The organism is Caballeronia sordidicola, from assembly GCF_002220365.1.
GTDB classification, from domain to species: Bacteria; Pseudomonadota; Gammaproteobacteria; order Burkholderiales; family Burkholderiaceae; genus Caballeronia; species Caballeronia sordidicola_C.
This window is the reverse complement of record NZ_MTHB01000003.1, coordinates 17,013-32,487: the sequence shown is the minus strand read 5'-3', so window position 1 is coordinate 32,487 and position 15,475 is coordinate 17,013. Positions and strand designations below refer to the sequence as shown.

At 61.5% G+C, this 15,475-nt stretch carries 16 protein-coding genes; 9 read left to right on the top strand and 7 right to left on the bottom strand.

Annotated elements, in window-relative coordinates; genetic code table 11:
• Nucleotides 1-32: 32 nt before the first annotated feature.
• From BSU04_RS00150 to thiL, 3 genes are read right to left on the bottom strand one after another with little or no spacing between them, the layout of a single operon-like run.
• A complete protein-coding gene (locus BSU04_RS00150; protein ID WP_089158703.1) occupies nucleotides 33-533 on the bottom strand; it encodes a CinA family protein in 501 nt (166 codons plus the stop codon).
• 54 nt (nucleotides 534-587) lie between these two features.
• Entirely contained in the window at nucleotides 588-1,124 is a 537-nt protein-coding gene (locus tag BSU04_RS00145) for a phosphatidylglycerophosphatase A family protein (protein WP_256981932.1), read from the bottom strand.
• Entirely contained in the window at nucleotides 1,114-2,118 is a 1,005-nt protein-coding gene (gene thiL / locus BSU04_RS00140; RefSeq protein ID WP_089158716.1) for a thiamine-phosphate kinase, read from the bottom strand. The genes BSU04_RS00145 and thiL overlap by 11 nt, the downstream gene beginning before the upstream one ends.
• 245 nt (nucleotides 2,119-2,363) lie before the next feature.
• On the opposite strand from thiL, the gene BSU04_RS00135 reads away from it, so the two are divergent.
• Complete coding sequence (locus tag BSU04_RS00135; protein WP_089158702.1) at nucleotides 2,364-4,670, top strand: NADP-dependent malic enzyme; 2,307 nt, start codon at nucleotides 2,364-2,366, stop codon at nucleotides 4,668-4,670.
• Between the two features lie 18 nt (nucleotides 4,671-4,688).
• On the opposite strand, the gene BSU04_RS45100 is transcribed toward BSU04_RS00135, so the two are convergent.
• Nucleotides 4,689-4,964: a hypothetical protein gene (locus BSU04_RS45100; RefSeq protein ID WP_144021076.1), complete on the bottom strand. Its 276-nt coding sequence runs from the start codon at nucleotides 4,962-4,964 to the stop codon at nucleotides 4,689-4,691.
• Between the two features lie 343 nt (nucleotides 4,965-5,307).
• On the opposite strand from BSU04_RS45100, the gene BSU04_RS00130 reads away from it, so the two are divergent.
• Nucleotides 5,308-5,826, top strand: a complete 519-nt coding sequence (locus BSU04_RS00130) for a ribonuclease (protein ID WP_256981931.1) — start codon at nucleotides 5,308-5,310, stop codon at nucleotides 5,824-5,826.
• A gap of 5 nt (nucleotides 5,827-5,831) precedes the next feature.
• Nucleotides 5,832-6,389 carry a barstar family protein gene (locus BSU04_RS00125; protein WP_089158714.1) on the top strand — a complete coding sequence of 186 codons (558 nt, stop codon included), beginning with the start codon at nucleotides 5,832-5,834 and terminating at the stop codon, nucleotides 6,387-6,389.
• Nucleotides 6,390-6,567: 178 nt separating this feature from the next.
• Here BSU04_RS00125 and BSU04_RS00120 read toward each other — a convergent pair whose 3' ends face one another.
• Nucleotides 6,568-7,305, bottom strand: coding sequence for a 16S rRNA (uracil(1498)-N(3))-methyltransferase (locus BSU04_RS00120; protein ID WP_089158701.1), 738 nt, complete (start codon nucleotides 7,303-7,305; stop codon nucleotides 6,568-6,570).
• A gap of 122 nt (nucleotides 7,306-7,427) precedes the next feature.
• A complete protein-coding gene (locus tag BSU04_RS00115; RefSeq protein ID WP_089158700.1) occupies nucleotides 7,428-7,841 on the bottom strand; it encodes a VOC family protein in 414 nt (137 codons plus the stop codon).
• A 359-nt stretch (nucleotides 7,842-8,200) separates the two neighbouring features.
• Between BSU04_RS00115 and tkt the strand changes: the two genes are divergently transcribed.
• Complete coding sequence (tkt, locus tag BSU04_RS00105; RefSeq protein WP_089158698.1) at nucleotides 8,201-10,231, top strand: transketolase; 2,031 nt, start codon at nucleotides 8,201-8,203, stop codon at nucleotides 10,229-10,231.
• 85 nt (nucleotides 10,232-10,316) lie between these two features.
• Nucleotides 10,317-11,327: a type I glyceraldehyde-3-phosphate dehydrogenase gene (gene gap, locus BSU04_RS00100; protein WP_089158697.1), complete on the top strand. Its 1,011-nt coding sequence runs from the start codon at nucleotides 10,317-10,319 to the stop codon at nucleotides 11,325-11,327.
• A gap of 139 nt (nucleotides 11,328-11,466) precedes the next feature.
• On the opposite strand, the gene fur is transcribed toward gap, so the two are convergent.
• Nucleotides 11,467-11,895 carry a ferric iron uptake transcriptional regulator gene (gene fur, locus BSU04_RS00095; protein WP_089158696.1) on the bottom strand — a complete coding sequence of 143 codons (429 nt, stop codon included), beginning with the start codon at nucleotides 11,893-11,895 and terminating at the stop codon, nucleotides 11,467-11,469.
• Between the two features lie 201 nt (nucleotides 11,896-12,096).
• On the opposite strand from fur, the gene BSU04_RS00090 reads away from it, so the two are divergent.
• From BSU04_RS00090 to BSU04_RS00075, 4 genes are all read left to right on the top strand, one after another.
• A complete protein-coding gene (locus BSU04_RS00090; protein ID WP_089158695.1) occupies nucleotides 12,097-12,951 on the top strand; it encodes an outer membrane protein assembly factor BamE in 855 nt (284 codons plus the stop codon).
• Nucleotides 12,952-13,100: 149 nt separating this feature from the next.
• Nucleotides 13,101-13,904 carry a 4-hydroxy-tetrahydrodipicolinate reductase gene (gene dapB / locus BSU04_RS00085; protein ID WP_089158694.1) on the top strand — a complete coding sequence of 268 codons (804 nt, stop codon included), beginning with the start codon at nucleotides 13,101-13,103 and terminating at the stop codon, nucleotides 13,902-13,904.
• A 66-nt stretch (nucleotides 13,905-13,970) separates the two neighbouring features.
• A complete protein-coding gene (locus tag BSU04_RS00080) occupies nucleotides 13,971-14,675 on the top strand; it encodes a MotA/TolQ/ExbB proton channel family protein (protein ID WP_089158693.1) in 705 nt (234 codons plus the stop codon).
• A 48-nt stretch (nucleotides 14,676-14,723) separates the two neighbouring features.
• On the top strand, nucleotides 14,724-15,155 hold the full coding sequence (locus BSU04_RS00075) for an ExbD/TolR family protein (RefSeq protein ID WP_089158692.1): 432 nt from the start codon (nucleotides 14,724-14,726) through the stop codon (nucleotides 15,153-15,155).
• Nucleotides 15,156-15,475 lie beyond the last annotated feature (320 nt).

The window sequence follows — 15,475 nt, the reverse complement described above, 5'->3', positions numbered from 1 at the left end:
GTCTTGCCGCCATCCGCTCGATCACCGTCTACTCACCGTTCCCTGCGTTCCAACAGTTCCAGCAAACCGCGCAGCGCGTGCGCCGCCGCCTGGGTGCGAATCTGCTCGCGATCGCCCTTGAATTGCTGTGTTTCCACCGCCGTATGCAAGCGGTTGCTCCATGCAAAAGACACCATGCCGACGGGCTTCGTTTCCGTGCCGCCGCCCGGTCCGGCCACGCCGGTAATCGATAGCGATACCTGCGCCCGGCTGTTCCTCAATGCGCCTTCTGCCATGGCTTTGGCAACGGGTTCGCTGACCGCGCCGTGGCGATCGATCAGGTCGGCCGGCACACCGATCATCTCGGTCTTCGCCAGGTTCGAATAGGTGACGAAGCCGCGCTCGAACCACACGCTGCTGCCGGAAATATCGGTCATGGCCGCGGCGACCATTCCGCCGGTGCACGACTCGGCGGTCGCGAGCATCAGCCGCTCGTCGCGCAGTTTGTTGCCGGCACGGATGGCGAGTTGGTGGACGACTTTATCGGTAGCCATGGCAAAGCCTCGGGAAGGGGCGCTCGGAAACGGGAGATGCAGGCAAGACGGAAATCAAATGGTCATGCGCCATAGCGCGATCACGAGCAGCGTGAAAAACGCAGCGGCAATATCGTCGAACATGATGCCGAAACCGCCTTTCAGCCGGCGGTCGAAATAACTGATGGGCGGCGGTTTCACCATGTCGAAGAAACGGAACACGATGAATGCCCACAACTGCCCGGTGAAGGTGGCCGGCGTGACGAACAGCAACACCAGCCAGAACGCGATGATCTCGTCCCACACCACCGGCGATGGATCGGAAATGCCCATTTTCTTCGCCGTGAAACCGCAGAACCAGCAGCCGGCCACGAACCCCGCTGCAATCAGCACGGCCCATTCGGCGACCGTCAGGTGCGGGTTGAAGACCACGAACGACACCCACGCGAACAAGGTGCCGACGGTGCCGGGCGCGATCGGCGACAAACCGCTGCCGAAGCCAAGCGACAAGATATGCAGCGGATGCGACAGCATGAAGCGCGCGCTCGTGCGGCGCGATGGTTTCGGGCGTGGTGTGTCGTCGATTGTGTCGATGATCGGATCAGTCTGCATGAAAATGGTCGAAGCCCGTGTCTGACAAAGAAACCGGACCAGTGTTGTCGCGCCAGTCGATGGCCGCTCGTCCCTCGGCGGCCGGACCCTCGATTGTACCGATACGCGTCAACAAAACTTTCTGCACCGTTCCCACGCGCTCGATTTCGGCCCTGACGGCGACCGGCGCGGTGAAGCAGAGTTCGTAGTCATCGCCACCCGCGAGAATGCAATGCACCTGCGAGGCGTCGGGCAGGGCGGCGAGCGTGGCGCAGCGCGGTATCTGATCGATATTCACAGTTGCCCGCACGTTCGAGCGCTTCAGGATATGCAACAAGTCGCCGGCAAGACCGTCGGAGATATCGAGCGCGGCGTGCGCAATACCCCGCAACGCGATGCCGAGCGCCACGCGCGGTTCCGGCTGTTCGAGCGCCTTGATTGCGACGGCTTCGTCGGCAGGATCTTTCATCGACCATTCGCCGCGGCGAATACCCAGCCCGGCACGCGCGCCGCCCAGCACGCCGGACACCCAGATGTCATCGCCCGGGCGCGCGGAATCGCGTCGCAGCGCCTCCCCAGCCGGGACATCGCCGAACACGGTGATGCTGATGCACACGTGCGGGCCGCTGGTTGTATCGCCGCCAATCAGTTCGCAGCCGTGCTGATTGGCCATATCGAAAAGACCGCCGCTGAACGCTTCGAGCCAGCTTTCATCGGCTGTCGGCATCGACAACGCCAGGGTGAACGCGCGCGGCTTCGCGCCCATGGCGGCAAGGTCCGACAAGTTCACCGCCAGCGCCTTGTAACCGAGCGCCCACGGGGAGACATCGGGGAAAAAATGGCGGCCTGACACGAGCATATCGGTGGAGATCGCCAAGTGCTGTCCGTGCTTCGGGGCGAGCAACGCGCAGTCGTCACCTATGCCAAGCGTCGCCTTCGGCTCGTCGTCCGGCGCCCCAAACGCGGCGGCGGGCTGGGAGAAATATCGTTCGATCAGGGAAAACTCTGAGAGCATCGGCGATCCGGCAATGTCGGGGGAGAGTTGGGGACGATGCGCGCCTGTTGACGCGCGTTTCATCTCAATAAGGGAATTTTGTGGCGTGAACCCGCTGCCGGCTTAGCGGTCATGCTGCTTTTCCAGGCCTTGTCCGAATGGGCTATGTGCTGTGAATAGCCGGTATTGCCATCCGGAGAGCCCGTTGATTGGCGCTACAATGCGTTCGAACTTCTATTCTAATCTCGCCTAAAGCCAGACGCCTCATGACCACTCCTGCTGATAGCGCCAAAGCCAAACTCCGCGAAGCCGCGCTCGATTACCACGAGTTTCCCACTCCCGGCAAAATCGCGATTGCCCCCACCAAGCAGATGATCAACCAGCGCGATCTCGCGCTGGCGTATTCACCGGGCGTGGCTTTCGCGTGCGAGGAAATCGTCGCCAATCCGCTGAATGCCGCGCGTTTTACCGCGCGCAGCAACCTGGTCGGCGTCGTGACGAACGGCACGGCGGTGCTCGGGCTCGGCAATATCGGTCCGCTCGCGTCGAAGCCGGTCATGGAAGGCAAGGCAGTGCTATTCAAGAAGTTCGCCGGTATCGACGTGTTCGACATCGAGCTGAACGAGATGGACCCGCTGAAGCTCGTCGACGTAATCTGCGCGCTCGAACCCACGTTCGGCGGCATCAACCTGGAAGACATCAAGGCCCCGGATTGCTTCATCGTTGAGCGCGAATGCCGCAAGCGCATGAAGATCCCGGTGTTCCACGACGACCAGCACGGCACGGCGATCGTGGTCGCGGCCGCTGTTACCAACGGCCTGGTCGTGGTCGGCAAGAAGATTGAAGAAGTGAAGCTGGTCGCCTCGGGCGCGGGCGCCGCAGCGCTGGCCTGTCTGGACCTGCTGGTTGAACTCGGCATGAAGCTCGAAAACATCATGGTGACCGACCTGGCCGGCGTGGTCTACAAGGGCCGCGTGGAACTGATGGACCCGGACAAGGAACGGTTTGCGCGCGAAACCTCGGCGCGTACGCTCGCCGACGTGATGGAAGGCGCCGACGTGTTCCTCGGCCTGTCCGCTGGCGGCGTGTTGAAGCAGGAGATGGTCAAGGGCATGGCGCAAAAGCCGCTGATTCTCGCGCTCGCCAACCCGACGCCGGAAATCCTGCCGGAACTCGCGCTGGAAGTTCGTCCGGACGCAGTGCTTGCCACCGGCCGTACGGATTATCCGAACCAGGTCAATAACGTCCTGTGCTTCCCGTTCATTTTCCGCGGCGCGCTCGACGCGGGCGCGAGCACGATCACGCGCGAGATGGAAATTGCCGCGGTGAACGCGATCGCGGAACTGGCACGGCAGGAACAAAGCGATATCGTCGCAACCGCCTACGGCATTCAGGACCTGTCGTTTGGTCCCGAGTACCTGATTCCGAAACCGTTTGACCCGCGCTTGATCGTGAAGATTGCGCCGGCCGTGGCCAAGGCCGCCATGGATTCAGGTGTGGCCACGCGTCCTATTGAAGACATGGACGCGTACGAACAGCATCTGCAGCAGTTCGTCTATCACAGCGGCACGACCATGAAGCCCGTGTTCCAGCTCGCACGCAGCGTGGCGCCGGAGAAGAAGCGCATCGTGTTCGCCGAGGGTGAAGAGGAGCGCGTGCTGCGCGCGGTGCAGATCGCGGTGGACGAGAAGATCGCGAAGCCGATCCTGATCGGAAGGCCGGCTGTGATCGCGCAGCGCATCACGAAGTACGGCTTGCGTTTGACCGCTGGCGTGGACTTCACGGTGGTGGATACGGATCACGACGAGCGGTATCGCGACTTCTGGCAGACGTATCACACCATGATGGCCAGGAAGGGTATTAGCGAGCAAATGGCGAAGCTGGAGATGCGCCGCCGCACCACGCTGATCGGCGCGATGCTGGTCAAGAAGGGCGAAGCGGACGGCATGATTTGCGGCACGATCAGCACGACACACCGGCATCTGCATTTCGTCGATCAGGTGATCGGCAAGAAGGAAGGTTGCAGCGTCTATGCGGCCATGAATGCGCTGGTGCTGCCAGGCCGGCAGATCTTCATTGTGGACACGCACGTGAACGTGGACCCGACCCCCGAGCAGCTGTGCGAGATCACGATCATGGCGGCGGAAGAAGTGCGCCGCTTCGGTATCGTGCCGAAGATCGCACTGCTGTCGCATTCGAACTTCGGTACCAGCAATGCGCCGACGGCCATCAAGATGCGCGACACGCTGGCATTGTTGCGCGAGCGTGCGCCGGATCTGGACGTCGACGGCGAAATGCACGGCGACGTAGCGCTGGATGCCAATCTGCGCCGCGAAGTCCTGCCGGAATCAACGCTGGTAGGCGACGCGAATTTGCTCGTACTGCCGAATATTGATGCCGCGAATATTTCGTACAACCTGTTGAAGACGGCAGCCGGCAATAACATCGCCATTGGGCCGATGCTGCTGGGCGCGGCTCAACCCGTGCATGTACTGACGGCGTCAGCTACGGTGCGCCGGATCGTCAACATGACGGCGTTGCTGGTGGCGGATGCCACCGCCGTGGCGCGGTAACGGTTCAAAGCTCGGGATTCAAAGCTCACTGAGCTGAAATCCACCGGACCTGAACCCGTGCAGCGCCGGCGGGTTCGAGTAGAACTCCGGGAAAAGGGATTGCAGAAATAGAAAGAGGGATTGCGACAGGTGGTCGCAATCCCTCTTTTTCATTTTCGCGACGATCGCACCGCTTAGTTGCAGTGGTTGGTCGGATTTACGATCGCCTTGATGATCGGATTCCTGAAGGTCACGTCGGGCGCCGTCACGAAAAAAAAGCGTGCCGGATGATCCGGCACGCCATGAGGCATGCAAGGGGATTTGCTTTCTCCTCCAAACAGCGATGGTGCCGGTTCTTACACCGTGGGAGTTTCTCGAGAGAGGCGACGCTGGTTCCACTCCCCAAACCATGCATGAAGTTATTATTATCCAAAAAAAGATAAAAATATCTCAGATTGGTCTTAAATGTGATCGAGGCCTATTTTTAGATCATCAATGAAAAAGCGCTGGCGAGCCGCATGTAACGGTCAGATGCGAGGCAAAAAGCGCCTGAAAAACGGGCATCTTCCGAACCAACGTTGATTCCCGGTGTCATTAGCGATACCCTTACGTCTTTCATGGTCGTCATATTTCTGGGTTCAAAGCGGGGATGGGTTTCGTGAAGCGCGCGTGGTTTTGTGGGTTCATCGTGGCGCTTTCTTTGGTGCTGAGCGGCTGCGGGAAAAGCGGGCCAGATGTCCAAAGCCCGGCCGCGAACGCCTCAGCAGGAGCGTCGCAGGCGCCGCCGCCGCACGTGTTGCAAGACAAGGACAAGCTGAAAAGCGATCCGCGCGCAGAGAGCTGGCGCGATGCCGCATCAACGGGTTCGGAACCGTCGCAGACAACCGTCGACGCAGCACAATTGCCGAAACAGGCCATTGTGACGCTGCGGCGGATCGAGGCTGGCGGGCCGTTTCCGTATGAGAAAGACGGCATTGTGTTCGGCAACCGCGAGCGTATGCTGCCGCCGCACCCACGCGGCTTTTACCACGAATACACCGTTCCTACGCCGCGCGCCCGCGATCGCGGTGCACGTCGGATCGTATGTGGCGGGGCCCGTCGGCAGATCGACAACTGCTTCTATACCGACGACCATTACGTGAGTTTTAAACGCATTGCGGGATTAACTTCGGGATGAACGGCATGAGCGACAACATCTACGCGCACGACAACGGTGTCGCGGGTGATTTTTTCGCCGGCGATGGCAACGTGTTCCAGCGAGTTTTGCAACTCCGCACGACAGAAGGAAATCGACCCGACGACGAACAGAGCGCGGCGCTGTCATCATTGGACGAGGGGTCTATGAGTCTTTTCAAGACGGTACGATCGAATATCGTGCAGTCGATCCGCGCTTTCAGGGTTCAGGATCTCGCCGACGAAGCGAGCAAGCTGGGTCAGCATTTTCTCTACGCCTATTGCGGCCAGGCCCAGAGCAAGCAGGAAGTGCTCGAAACGATCGCCACGTCTTTTTTGTTTCCCAAGCACTTCGGGAAGAACTACGACGCGCTCTACGACAGTCTCACCGACCTCGTGCACAAAGCCGGTTCGCAGCCGGGTTTCGTGATCGTGCTGGAGGCGCTGCCAGTTGCGCAGAAATTCGACAAGGAAGGGCGTGAGACCTTGCTCGACGTGTTTCGTGAAGCGTCGGAATTCTGGGCGGAGCGGCGTGTGGCGTTCAGGGTGTTTTACTCGTTTGCCTGAGCCGTTTGCCTGAAGGTAAGCGCTAAGCGCTTAAGTTCCGGACCTGGTTCCGCACGCGAAGCGCTGCGTCCTTGTCGGCACAAAGAAGTTGGAAGGCCGGTCGTCGTCTGTTGAACGCAGGCGCTGACTGGCTTTTTTCGTTTTACTTGGGATGGATCGCAGCAAGGCGGCGGTCAAGTCACCATCCGCCCCAGCGCGCGGCGAGCGCACCAAGGACTGCTATACCGGCCGTTTCCGTGCGCAAGACGCGGGGTCCGAGACCCAGAGTGGCAAAACCGGCATCGACGATAGCCGCTTCCTCTGCCGGCGAAAATCCGGCTTCCGGCCCGATCGCGATGGTCACCGGTGCGGTGGGCGCGCTCGTTGGCAAAGAGGCAAACCCAAGCTGGGCTCGCGGCGAGAGCAGCAGCCGCAACTCGCCGTTTTCAGCGGGCGGCAGGTTGCCGAGCCATTTATCCAGGTCCTGAGGCACCGCTACGTCCGGCACCCGATTTCTTCCGCATTGCTCACACGCGGCGCGCACCAACGCCTGCCAATGCCCTTGCCGACGCGCCGCGCGTTCGCCCGATAGCCTCACCACGCCGCGCTCGGCAGTGAGCGGGACGACGGATGACACCCCCAGTTCCACCGCCTTCTCGATCAGCCAATCCATCTTGTCGCCGCCCGCCACACCTTGCGCCAGCGTGATTCGATACGGCGGCTCCGCTTCGCGGTCGATGAATTCATCGAGTTGCACGATCGCCGTCCGCTTCCCGATCTCAACCAGTCGCGCGCGATATTCACCGCCCGAGCCGTTGAACAGGTGAACGGTATCGTCTGATTGCAGGCGCAGGACGTGAACATGGCGGACGACATCGTCCGGCAAGGACATTAATTCGCCCGCGACGAGCGGACTGGCAACAAAAAAACGTGGCATGAAGTGACTCGCCCGGACGCTGTGAAGCGCGCGGGCAGGAAAGTGATGGATGCTTGAGCGTTACCTGATCAACGTTCAACGTTCAAGATTCGGCGAACAATCCAGAACGCGACGCTCTGAGCCTAATTCAAATGCCGGGCGATTGCCCAGCGATACCCGTCCGGGTCTTCGAACTGCGCAAAACGGTCGCCCCAATACTGGTCTTGCGGTTCGATCAGCGGCTTCGCGCCAACCGCTATCGCACGTGCGAACGTGGCGTCTACATCGTCGACGTAGAGATAGAACGATTGCGGCGCCATCAGGCCCGTGCTTTTCGGCGTCTGCGCGTGCGAACCGTAGGCGCCTTCGGGGGCGAACATCAGGATCAACTGCCCGCGATACGTCATCTCGACGTGGATCACGGCGCCGTCGTCGTTGACGCTGTCACGCACCGCAAAACCCAGCGCCTGTTCATAGAAGCCCGTGGAGACACGGGCGTCGCGCACGGTCAGGTAAGGCGTGAGCCACGGCACATCGGCGGGGCGGGGGTCGGACATAAGGGCTTCTCCTCGAGCTCGGCGTGATGGATGCATTGTGCCATGGCGCCCTTTGGCAGAAGGGCTGCGCGGATTTCTGTTGCTGCGCTACGTCGCGCCCGCGCGATGTGCTGATGCAGGGAGCGTGCCTGCGGACTGTATTCGTCACGATTATGTTTGCGGCGGACGATCCCCTCTTGACGCCGCCCGGGCGCCCTTCGGCCATCGCCGCAGTGCTCCAAAGTCGTCTGCTAGAATAACCGGCTTCCGATCCTCTTCGTTTCTCGTCGCTCCGGGTGTTGAAAACGTGGTTTCATCGTTTGCTCCGGTGCGTCGCCCAGAATCATCCCAGGATCTTTTCAGGACCTACCGGACTCGACATGACGACCCCGACTTCCAGCCAGACCAGCCTGATGGCCAACGCAATCCGTGCGCTGGCAATGGACGCCGTTCAACAAGCCAACTCCGGCCACCCGGGCATGCCAATGGGCATGGCGGAAATCGGCGTCGCGCTCTGGTCGCGACACCTGAAGCACAACCCGAGCAACCCGCACTGGGCTGACCGCGATCGTTTCGTCTTGTCGAACGGTCATGGTTCCATGCTGCTGTACTCGTTGCTGCACCTGACCGGCTACGACCTGCCGATCAACGAACTCAAGAACTTCCGCCAACTGCATTCGAAGACGCCGGGACACCCGGAATACGGCATCACGCCGGGCGTTGAAACGACCACCGGCCCGCTTGGCCAGGGCTTGGCGAATGCGGTCGGCATGGCGCTCGCTGAAGCGCTGCTCGCGGCGGAGTTCAACAAGGACGGCGCGAAGATCGTCGACCACCACACGTACGTGTTCCTCGGCGATGGCTGCATGATGGAAGGCATCTCGCACGAAGCCTGTTCGTTCGCGGGCACGCTCAAGCTGCACAAGCTGATCGCGCTGTACGACGACAACGGTATTTCCATCGACGGTCACGTTGAACACTGGTTCCACGACGACACCCCGAAGCGCTTCGAAGCGTACGGCTGGAACGTGATCCGCGCGGTAGACGGCCACAACGTGGACGCGGTGGACGCCGCCATCGCGCAAGCCAAGAACTCGGATAAACCCACGCTGATCTGCTGCCGTACGACCATCGGCAAGGGTGCGCCGACCAAGCAAGGCAGCCACGATTCGCACGGCGCGCCGCTGGGCGCCAAGGAAATCGCCGATGCCCGTGCCGGCATGGGCTGGACCTGGGAACCGTTCGTGATTCCGCAGGAAGTCTATGCGGCATGGGACGCGAAGGAAGCCGGTGCGCACGCGGAAGCGGAGTGGAACAAGCAATTCGACGCCTACCGCGCGAAGCATTCGACCGAAGCCGCAGAATTCGTGCGCCGGATGAACGACGAACTGCCGGCCAAGTGGGCGCAGGACGCGAAGGACATCATTGAAGCCGCGAATCAGAAGGGCGAAACCATTGCCACCCGCAAGGCTTCGCAGCAAACGCTCGACGGCCTCGCCGCTGCGCTGCCTGAACTGCTTGGCGGTTCCGCCGACCTGACGGGTTCCAACCTGACCAACTGGAAGGCATCGAAGCCGGTGCGCGCTGGTGAGAATACGAACGAGATCCAGTGGGGCAACCACATCAACTACGGTGTGCGCGAGTTCGGCATGAGCGCGGCCATCAACGGCATCGTGCTGCATGGCGGGTATCGCCCGTTTGGCGGCACGTTCCTGACCTTCTCGGACTACAGCCGCAACGCGCTGCGCGTGGCTGCACTGATGAAAGCGCCGTCCATCTTCGTGTTCACGCACGATTCGATCGGCCTGGGCGAAGATGGTCCCACGCACCAGTCGGTGGAGCAAACATCGAGCTTGCGGCTGATTCCGCACTTACAAGTGTGGCGTCCGGCGGATACCGTCGAGACCGCCGTGGCATGGACCCACGCCATTGAGCACAAAGGGCCGTCGGCGTTGATCTTCACGCGTCAGAACCTGCTGTTCTCGCCGCGTAACGACGTGCAGATCGCGAACATTGCAAAGGGCGGCTACGTGCTGCGCGACTGGAACGACGACATCCCGGCACGCAAGATCATCCTGATCGCGACGGGTTCGGAAGTCGAACTGGCGCTGAAGGCCGGTGAGAAACTGGCGCAAGAAGGTATTGGCGCGCGCATCGTGTCCATGCCGTGTACGAATGCGTTCGATCTGCAAGATCAGGAATATCGTGACCGTGTGCTGCCGAAGGGCGTCGTGCGCGTGGCGATCGAAGCCGGCGTGACCGATTTCTGGCGCAAGTATGTGGGTCTCGAAGGCGGCGTGGTGGGTATTGATTCGTTCGGCGAGTCCGCGCCCGCCGGCGAACTTTTCAAGTATTTCGGCTTTACCGTCGAGCATGTCGTGGAGACGGCAAAAGCCGCGCTCGCGGGCTGATATCGGGCGCTTCGTAAGCGTTGCAAACCCAGCGAACCCGGCAGCAGCGAACTGGAACTTTTTTTCAGCCATCAGGAGATAGACCATGACGATTCGCGTTGCAATCAACGGCTACGGCCGGATCGGCCGCAATACGCTGCGCGCCTTCTATGAAAACGGCAAGAAGCACGACATCGAGATCGTTGCGATCAACGACCTCGGCGACGCTGCCACGAACGCACACCTGACGCAGTACGACACGGCGCACGGCAAGTTCCCGGGCGAAGTGTCGGTGGATGGTGACTACCTCGTGGTCAACGGCGACCGCATCCGCGTGCTGGCTAACCGCAACCCGGCTGAACTGCCGTGGGGCGAGCTGAAGGTCGACGTGGTGCTGGAATGCACGGGCTTCTTCACGACGAAGGAAAAAGCCAGCGCGCACATCAAGGGTGGCGCGAAGAAGGTCATCATCTCGGCGCCGGGCGGCAAGGACGTTGACGCGACCATCGTTTATGGCGTGAATCACCATGTGCTGAAGGCGTCGGATACGGTGATCTCGAACGCATCGTGCACGACGAACTGCCTGGCACCGCTGGTCAAGCCGCTCAACGACAAGATCGGCCTGGTGAACGGCCTGATGACGACGATCCACGCGTACACGAACGACCAGGTGCTGACGGACGTGTATCACGAGGACCTGCGCCGCGCGCGCTCGGCCACGCATAGCCAGATCCCGACGAAGACGGGCGCGGCGTCTGCAGTGGGCCTGGTGTTGCCGGAACTGAACGGCAAGCTGGACGGTTACGCGATTCGCGTGCCGACCATCAATGTGTCGATTGTCGACCTCTCGTTCATCGCTGCACGCGACACGACGGTGGACGAAGTGAATTCGATCATGAAGGAAGCATCGGAAGGCTCGTTGAAGGGCATCCTGGGCTACAACACGGCGCCTCTGGTGTCGATCGACTTCAACCACAACCCGGCTTCGTCCACGTTCGACGCGACGCTCACGAAGGTGTCGGGCCGTCTGGTGAAGGTGTCGAGCTGGTATGACAACGAGTGGGGCTTCTCGAACCGCATGCTGGACACGGCTGTGGCGCTGGCTCACGCCAAGTAATGCAGCGAAGTAAAGCCGCGAAGTAAAGCCGCGAAGTAACGCGGTGAAATCAGGCTGAAAAAAAGCCGCTGGTTTGCAAGAACCGGCGGCTTTTTCACACGTTGCGCGCTGAATAACACGCACGAACGGTCAATCAAAATCAGTTCTTCCTGTGCGGGCAGCGCTCCTTCGTGCACGTGCCATACAGCGCGAGCGCGTGCTCGTGCAGCTTGAAACCGCGTTCCTTCGCGATATCTTGCTGACGGCTTTCGATTTCAGCGTCGAAGAACTCTTCCACCATGCCGCAGTCCAGACACACCAGATGGTCATGATGGGTCCCTTCGTTGAGCTCGAACACAGCTTTGCCCGACTCGAAGTTACTGCGCGACAGCAGGCCCGCTTGCTCGAACTGCGTGAGCACGCGGTACACGGTGGCAAGCCCGATGTCGAGTTCTTCGTGCAACAGGTTTCTATACACGTCTTCTGCAGTCAGGTGACGCACAGGACTATGCTGGAAAATCTCAAGTATCTTGAGCCGGGGCAAGGTCGCCTTCAGCCCGATATTTTTCAGATCGGCGGGATTGGTCATCGCTAGGCATCCCTAGAGTACAATTCAAGGTTCTCATAGTAATGCGTTTTTTACCGTTCCGGTCACCATCCGAACGAAATGGCGCGATCTCCGAAAGACTCCGAAATTCTTGCGCCCCTACGGGCGATGGGCCAGGCGAAGGGTGAAATGAAGGGTGAAATGTTTCTAAAATCTTTATTGAATAGCCGGGAGAGCCGTCGTATGCGCGGAACTTTGATCGCTGCCGCCACTATGACCGTCCTGGCCGGTTGTTCCACTTACGATAGCGTTACGCAGAGCTTCGCGCAGCACATCACACCGTATCGGATAACGGTGGTACAGGGGAACTTCGTTTCGGCGGAAGCGGCAAGCCAGATGAAGGTCGGCCTGACGCGCGACCAGGTGAAGACGCTGCTCGGCACGCCTTTGCTGGCCGACATGTTCCACGCGGATCGCTGGGACTACGTCTTCTACTTCAAGCGCGGATCCACGTCGGTCGTGCAGCAGCGTGATTTCGTCGTGCTCTTCGCGGGCAATACCGTGGCGAGCTGGTCGGGCGGCGAGAATTTGCCGTCGAATCTCGAATTGCTTGCTGAAATTGATGGCGACAAGGGCGTTAAGCTGACCGCCGCTACGGCTGCGGCCACGGCCGCTTCTGCCGACGGCGCCAGCGCAACGGCGGCGGCAACGGCGGCAGCGGGTACGTCAGCCAGCGGCGCAGCGGTCGCGGGAGCGGCACGTGCGCCGGGCATCCAGCCGGATGCATCGAATGCATCGAACGCATTTGCCGGCGACGCGAACCAGCAAGCCGCCCAGGCCGCCAATCGCGCGACCGACGCCGTGCAGGCACCCACGGGCCGCACCCGCTCGTCGGCCATGCCGACTGTGCCGGGGAACCCGGGATTGCCGCCGAACGTCAGCGCCGCAGGCAACTCGCAGATCCAGTTGCAGCGTCGTCCGGCTCCCGTCACGATCCCGGACAGCACCGCTGTGGGTCCGCAAGGCACGTCGCCTGCCCCGGCGAACACGGGCAACGGTCTAGGCGCGTCCTCCGTGCCGGCGACGACTACCAACTAAGCAGAACGGCGGGCCGACAGACGTTGCCCGCCTGCTTTGTCTGGTTTGATCGTCGATGACCTATCCTGTTCGGGCGGCCGCGAGCCAAGCGGCGGCCGCATCGCTTCCATGTTTCTGACTTCGTCGCTCCAACTCACGCGAGACACGCCATGAAAATCGCCATCGCCGGCGCATCGGGCCGCATGGGCCGCATGCTCATAGAAACTGTTCTCAAGGACGCCAACGCCACGCTGGCCGGTGCGCTCGACAAAACCGGATCGCCGCAACTCGGCCAGGACGCAGGCGCGTTCCTCGGCCAGGAGACGGGCGTTTTACTGACGGACGATATCGATCAGGTTTTCGCCAATGCGGATCTGCTGATCGACTTCACGCGTCCGGAAGGCACGCTCGTGCATCTGGAAGCGGCGTTGCGGCATAACGTGAAGATGGTTGTCGGTACCACCGGGTTCGACGATGAACAGAAAGCCCAATTGCGTGCCGCCGGTGACAAAATCGGCATCGTGTTTGCGCCGAACATGAGCGTGGGCGTGAACGTGACGCTCAAGTTGCTCGAGTTCGCAGCGCGGCATTTCGCCGAAGGTTACGACATCGAGATTATCGAGGCGCATCACCGCCACAAGGTCGACGCACCCTCGGGCACCGCGCTTGCGATGGGTGAAACCATCGCCCACGCGCTCGGCCGCGAACTGAAGGATTGCGCGGTGTACGGCCGCGAAGGCGTGACCGGCGAACGTGATCCCTCCACTATCGGTTTTGCCGCCATTCGCGGCGGTGACATCGTCGGCGATCACACTGTGTTGTTCGCGGGCATTGGCGAGCGGATCGAGATCACGCACAAGTCGGCCAATCGGCTGTCTTACGCGCAGGGCTCGCTGCGCGCTGCGCACTTCCTGGCCGGCCGCGAGCGGGGGCTTTTCGACATGCAGGACGTGCTCGGTTTGCGCTTGGCCTGAGCCTGAGCCTGAGCTTGAGCTTGAGCCTGAGCTTGAGCCTGAGCCACCCAAACCCGGGATTTTCCGATGGCCACAACCGGCATCATCCATTACTTGCAGAGCAGCGACGGCATCACGCATGGCGTCGCGGGCGTGCTGCTGGCCATGTCGGTGGCGAGCTGGTGTTTTCTCATCGTGAAGGCGTGGGTCCTGGTGCGCGCGAAACGTCAGGGGCCGCGCGCCGTGCAGCGCTTCTGGCAGGCGCCGACGCTGGCCGAAGGCATCGCGGAGTTGCGTAAAGCTGATAGGGAACGCGTGTATCTGCCGCTCGCGGTTGCTGCATGGCGGGCGTCGGAGGCGGAAATGCCGGGCGCATTGATTGCTCATGTGGAGCCCGGCGAACGGGTGTTGCGGGCGTTGCGGCATGCATTGCTCGCGTCGCAACGGCGGCTTGAATTCGGGCAGGTTTTGCTGGCATCGGTGGGGAGCACGGCACCGTTCGTCGGTTTGCTGGGCACCGTGTGGGGCATCTATCACGCGCTGGGCAGCATTGCCGCGAGTGGGCAGGCGATGATCGAAAACGTGGCGGGGCCGGTGGGCGAGGCGCTGATCATGACGGCGTTCGGGCTGGTCGTCGCCATTCCGGCTGTGCTCGCGTACAACGTGCTGGGACGGCTGGTGCGGCAGATATCGGAAGAACTCGACGGTTTCGCCCACGACCTGCACGCCTACACGAGCGGCGTGGCGCCACGCCGCGTCAAGAGCGCGCCCGTTGAAGATCGCGTAGTTTAATCAAGGCACCCGCCGACCCTTCAATCCCCGCACCCGGACGAGCACAGCATGGCATTCGGCGGACTGGACAAGAAATCGAACGGCGCCCTCATGGCCGAGATCAACATGACGCCGCTGATCGACGTCATGCTGGTCTTGCTGGTGATTTTCATTATCACGGCGCCGTTGTTCACGCATGCTATCCGGCTTGATTTGCCGAAGGTCGCGTCGCAAGTGGCGCGCGAGACGCCGGAGACGATCACGCTTTCCATCGACGATACGGGCAAGATTTACTGGAACGACAAGCCGATTACGCTCGCCCAGATGCGCACTCAGTTCGTGGCTGAAGGAAAACGCGCGACGCCGCCGGAGATTCACTTGCGGGCATCGAGCGCGACCCGTTATGACGTGATCGCGCAGGTCATGGGGGCGGCGCAGGGCGCGGGGCTGGACAAGATCGGCTTCGTGACGGATCAGGTGAAGCAGCCGGCGCATCCATAACCTGTTCCCGCAACGCTCCCAGCCAAACCGGCGAGCGCACCGCTTCGCCGGGATAAAAGTCCCGGGACTCGCCCAAAGGGTTCGCATCGAGCGCTGCGCGCATTCAAGCCAGTCCAACGCAGCGGACACGCGTAGTGCCAGAACCTTCTGCCTCAACGGTATAATTGCGCTTTGGCCGCGCGGGCGCGCCCATCGGGGTTGGAATGGCGCGAGGCAGCGGCCCGACGGCCGCGATCCCGGTAAGACCCTGTAAAACCTGGGCAAAACCCGCGAACCGACGCCAGCCGAGCACCGCCGCAAGGCAAGCTCGCCGCCAGGCA